This is a genomic window from Streptomyces sp. NPDC048415, assembly GCF_040651675.1.
GTDB lineage: Bacteria > Actinomycetota > Actinomycetes > Streptomycetales > Streptomycetaceae > Streptomyces.
In genome coordinates this window covers 1-4,614 of record NZ_JBEZKJ010000194.1, presented here as the reverse complement: position 1 = coordinate 4,614, position 4,614 = coordinate 1, and the positions used below count along the sequence as shown (strand labels likewise).

Sequence of the window (4,614 nt, the reverse complement as noted above, 5' to 3'; positions counted from 1 at the left end):
GGCGTGGAGGGGGTGTACCAGGTTTACCGGGTGACGTCGGCCGGGTGGCCGTCCGAGGCCTTCCGTCCGCCCCTTAAATGGCCCACTACGTTGTGGGGCTCCCGAACGCCCCGTACGGGAGCCCCTCTACGTAGCAGCGGAAAACCAGCCGCCTCAGCGTTGTGCCACCGCTCAGCCGCCGAACTCGTGCAGGCCCTTGAGAGCCTGCTCCAGCAGGGCCTGACGGCCCTCGAGCTCACGCTGGAGCTTGTCGGCCTTGGCGTTGTTGCCCGCGGAGCGAGCCGCCTCGATCTGGCCCTGGAGCTTGTCCACGGCGGCCTGCAGCTGACCGGTCAGACCCTCGGCACGCGCGCGTGCCTCCGGGTTGGTCCGGCGCCACTCGGCCTCCTCCTGCTCCTGCAGGGCCCGCTCCACCGCGTGCATCCGGCCCTCGACCTTCGGGCGGGTGTCGCGCGGCACGTGGCCGATGGCCTCCCAGCGCTCGTTGATGGAGCGGAACGCGGCGCGGGCCGCCTTCAGGTCGGTCACCGGGAGGAGCTTCTCGGCCTCCTCGGCCAGCTCCTCCTTGAGCTTCAGGTTCTCCGACTGCTCCGCGTCACGCTCGGCGAAGACGGAGCTGCGCGCCGCGAAGAACACGTCCTGGGCGCCGCGGAAGCGGTTCCACAGGTCGTCCTCGTGCTCGCGCTGGGCGCGGCCCGCGGCCTTCCAGTCGGCCATCAGCTCGCGATAGCGCGCCGCCGTAGGACCCCAGTCCGCCGAGCCGGACAGCGACTCGGCCTCCGCGACCAGCTTCTCCTTGGTCTTGCGGGCCTCCTCGCGCTGCGCGTCCAGCGAGGCGAAGTGCGCCTTGCGGCGCTTGGAGAACGCCGAGCGCGCGTGCGAGAAGCGGTGCCACAGCTCGTCGTCCGACTTGCGGTCGAGCCGGGGCAGCCCCTTCCACGTGTCCACCAGCGCGCGCAGCCGCTCACCGGCCGCCCGCCACTGGTCGCTCTGCGCCAGCTCCTCGGCCTCGACGACCAGCGCCTCCTTGGCGTGCCGCGCCTCGTCCGACTGCTTGGCCCGCTGGACCTTGCGCTCCTCACGGCGCGCGTCGACCGTCTCGACGAGCTTGTCCAGCCGCTTCTTCAGCGCGTCCAGATCACCGACCGCGTGGTGCGCGTCCACCTGCTCGCGGATGTGGTCGATGGCGGCCTGGGCGTCCTTCGCCGACAGGTCGGTGGTCTTCACTCGCTTCTCGAGGAGGCCGATCTCGACAACCAGGCCCTCGTACTTGCGCTCGAAGTAGGCCAGCGCCTCATCAGGGGAGCCGGCCTGCCAGGAACCGACGACCTGCTCGCCGTCGGCCGTACGCACGTACACGGTCCCCGTCTCATCGACGCGGCCCCACGGGTCGCTGCTCACAGCGCCTCCTCCACATGATGCCTGCGAGGGGCCTCGGCTCCCCCGGCATCGTCCACAGTTTCGTCACGGCCAACATAGGCGACCAGCCGGTTGCCTGTCCGCATCCCGCGCGACCGAAATTCCCCAGTTGACGGTCAGGATTTGGTGATGGTCGCCTTGTTGATCACAACGGTCGCATTCGGTGCTGTGTTGCCCGTCTGGGGGTCGGCGGCCTGCGCACCGGCAGCGGCGATCTTCTTCAGGACCTTCATCCCCGCATCGGACATCGTTCCGAACGGTGTGTAGTCGGGCGGCAGCTGACTGTCCTGGTAAACGAGGAAGAACTGGCTGCCACCGGTGCCGCGCCCCTGCTTCGTCTGGGGGTTGTACTGGTTGGCCATGGCGACCGTGCCCGCCGGATACACGTTGCCCTTCAGGCTTTTGTCCTTCAGGTTCTCGTCCGGGATCGTGTAGCCGGGACCGCCGGCGCCGGTGCCCTGCGGGTCACCGCACTGCAGCACGTAGATGCCGTCGGTGGTGAGCCGGTGGCACTTGGTGTGGTCGAAGAAGCCCTTGCCGGCAAGGAAGTTGAACGAGTTCACCGTGTGCGGTGCGGCCGACGGCTTCAGCGCGATGTCTATCGCGCCGCACGTCGTCGCGAGGTTCATCGTGTACTTCGCCGACTTGTCGATGGTGAGCGCCGGCTCCTTCTTCCAGCTCAGCGACTTCACCTTGCCCTCCGCGGCCTTCTGGCACGGATCCGGCGCCTTGCTCGTCGGTGTGGCGCTCGGAGTCACCTCCGCGCTCGCGTTGGCCTTCTTGCCGTCGTCCTTGAAGACCCCGGTCGCGTACGACACCACGCTGCCCACGACGACCACGCCGAGGACCGACGCGATCACCGCGTTGCGTGCGTTCGTCTTGCGCCGCGCGGCCGTGCGCCGCTGCTGCTGCCGCAAGAACTTCTCCCGGGCGAGCTGACGCCGCCGCTGTTCCTGGCTGACCACCGGGTTTTCTCCTCATGCGTCTCGTACGTATGTGGGACGCGTGCGTCTTGTGAGCCGACCGCCTGCGTGTGCCCCGTACCGTATATGGGTTCGCTGAGGAATCGGCAGCGCCGGTAGGCTCTGATCCACAGCCACCCACCGCGTACGAGACAAAGCGCGTACGACACCACGAAGGACGATCGTGCTCATTGCCGGGTTCCCCGCCGGGGCCTGGGGGACCAACTGTTACCTGGTCGCCCCCGCCGCGGGTGAGGAGTGCGTGATCATCGACCCGGGCCATCAGGCCGCCCAGGGAGTCGAGGACGCACTCGAGAAGCATCGGCTCAGGCCCGTCGCGGTCATCCTCACCCACGGCCACATCGACCATGTCGCCTCGGTCGTCCCGGTGTGCGGAGCGCACAACGTACCGGCCTGGATCCACCCCGAGGACCGGTACATGATGAGCGACCCGGAGAAGGCGCTCGGCCGGTCCATCGGAATGCCGCTGATGGGCGAGCTGACCGTGGGGGAGCCGGACGACGTGAAGACGCTGACCGACGGCGCCAAGCTGGAGCTGGCCGGTCTGGAGCTGTCCGTCGCGCACGCGCCCGGCCATACCAAGGGGTCGGTGACGTTCCGGATGCCCGAAGCCCGCGACGGATCAGACATCCCGTCCGTGTTCTTCTCCGGGGATCTGCTCTTCGCCGGCTCCATCGGACGCACCGACCTGCCCGGCGGCTCCCACGCCGAGATCCTCGACTCGCTGGCCCGTGTGTGCCTGCCGCTCGACGACTCGACCGTGGTGCTGTCCGGCCACGGCCCCCAGACGACCATCGGCCAGGAGCGCGCCACCAACCCGTATCTGCGGCAGGTGGCCGCCGGCCAGGGAGCACCTGAGGCTCCCCGACGAGGAATGTGACGAGACTTTCCGTGAGCACCTTCAAGGCCCCCAAGGGCACGTACGACCTGATTCCGCCGGAGAGCGCCAAGTACCTCGCCGTGCGCGAGGCGATCGCTTCGCCGCTGCGGAACTCCGGTTACGGCTACATCGAGACGCCCGGCTTCGAGAGCGTCGAGCTGTTCGCGCGCGGGGTCGGTGAGTCCACCGACATCGTGACCAAGGAGATGTACGCCTTCGAGACCAAGGGCGGCGACCAGCTCGCCCTGCGTCCGGAGGGCACTGCCTCCGTGCTGCGCGCGGCTCTCGAGGCCAACCTGCACAAGGCGGGCAACCTCCCCGTCAAGCTCTGGTACTCGGGCTCGTACTACCGCTACGAGCGCCCCCAGAAGGGCCGTTACCGGCACTTCTCCCAGGTCGGCGCCGAGGCGATCGGCGCCGAGGATCCGGCTCTCGACGCCGAGCTGATCATCCTGGCGGACCAGGCGTACCGGTCGCTGGGGCTGCGCGACTTCCGGATTCTGCTGAATTCCCTGGGCGACAAGGAGTGCCGTCCCGTGTACCGGGCGGCCCTCCAGGACTTCCTGCGTGGCCTGAGCCTGGACGAGGACACCCTCCGCCGCGCTGAGATCAACCCGTTGCGGGTCCTCGACGACAAGCGGGACGACGTCCAGAAGCAGCTCGTGGGCGCGCCCCTGCTCCGCGACTACCTGTGCGACGCGTGCAAGGCCTACCACGAGGAGGTGCGCGAGCTGATCACGGCCGCGGGCGTCTCCTTCGAGGACGACCCGAAGCTGGTGCGTGGGCTCGACTACTACACCCGCACCACCTTCGAGTTCGTCCACGACGGCCTCGGTTCCCAGTCCGCGGTGGGTGGCGGCGGGCGCTATGACGGGCTCTCCGAGATGATCGGCGGTCCCGCGCTGCCGTCCGTCGGCTGGGCGCTCGGGGTGGACCGTACGGTGCTCGCCCTCGAGGCCGAGGGGATCTCGCTCGAACTCCCCGCGTCCACCAGTGTGTTCGCGGTGCCACTCGGGGACGAGGCCCGACGGGTCCTGTTCGGTGTGGTCACCTCCCTGCGCAAGGCGGGGGTGGCGGCCGACTTCTCGTACGGGGGGAAGGGGCTCAAGGGTGCGATGAAGAACGCGAACCGTTCGGGCGCCCGGTACACCCTCGTCGCCGGTGAGCGGGACCTCGCAGAGGGTGTGGTGCAGCTCAAGGACATGGAGTCCGGGGAGCAGACGGCGGTGCCGGTCGACGGGGTCGTTGCGGAGTTGCGGGCACGTCTGGGCTGAGGCGGGGGGTTTCGCCCCCTCCGCCCCTACCCGTCCCGGGTCTGGGGGGCTTCGCCCC

General features: G+C 69.1%; 4 protein-coding genes. 2 read left to right on the top strand and 2 right to left on the bottom strand.

The window, feature by feature from the left end; translation table 11 throughout:
• Positions 1–171: 171 nt before the first annotated feature.
• Together AB0D27_RS45035 and AB0D27_RS45030 are read right to left on the bottom strand one after the other, a co-directional pair.
• Positions 172–1,401, bottom strand: coding sequence for a DUF349 domain-containing protein (locus AB0D27_RS45035; RefSeq protein ID WP_362521377.1), 1,230 nt, complete (start codon positions 1,399–1,401; stop codon positions 172–174).
• A gap of 134 nt (positions 1,402–1,535) precedes the next feature.
• Positions 1,536–2,384: a peptidylprolyl isomerase gene (locus AB0D27_RS45030; protein ID WP_362521374.1), complete on the bottom strand. Its 849-nt coding sequence runs from the start codon at positions 2,382–2,384 to the stop codon at positions 1,536–1,538.
• A 181-nt stretch (positions 2,385–2,565) separates the two neighbouring features.
• Here AB0D27_RS45030 and AB0D27_RS45025 point away from each other — a divergent pair, with 181 nt between their 5' ends.
• Both AB0D27_RS45025 and hisS read left to right on the top strand, forming a co-directional pair.
• The gene (locus AB0D27_RS45025; protein ID WP_362521371.1) at positions 2,566–3,282 is read left to right on the top strand and encodes an MBL fold metallo-hydrolase; all 717 of its coding nucleotides are present in this window, start codon (positions 2,566–2,568) and stop codon (positions 3,280–3,282) included.
• 11 nt (positions 3,283–3,293) lie between these two features.
• Positions 3,294–4,556 (top strand): histidine--tRNA ligase, encoded by a 1,263-nt coding sequence (gene hisS / locus AB0D27_RS45020; protein WP_362521368.1) that lies wholly within the window; start codon positions 3,294–3,296, stop codon positions 4,554–4,556.
• The last annotated feature ends 58 nt before the right edge of the window (positions 4,557–4,614 follow it).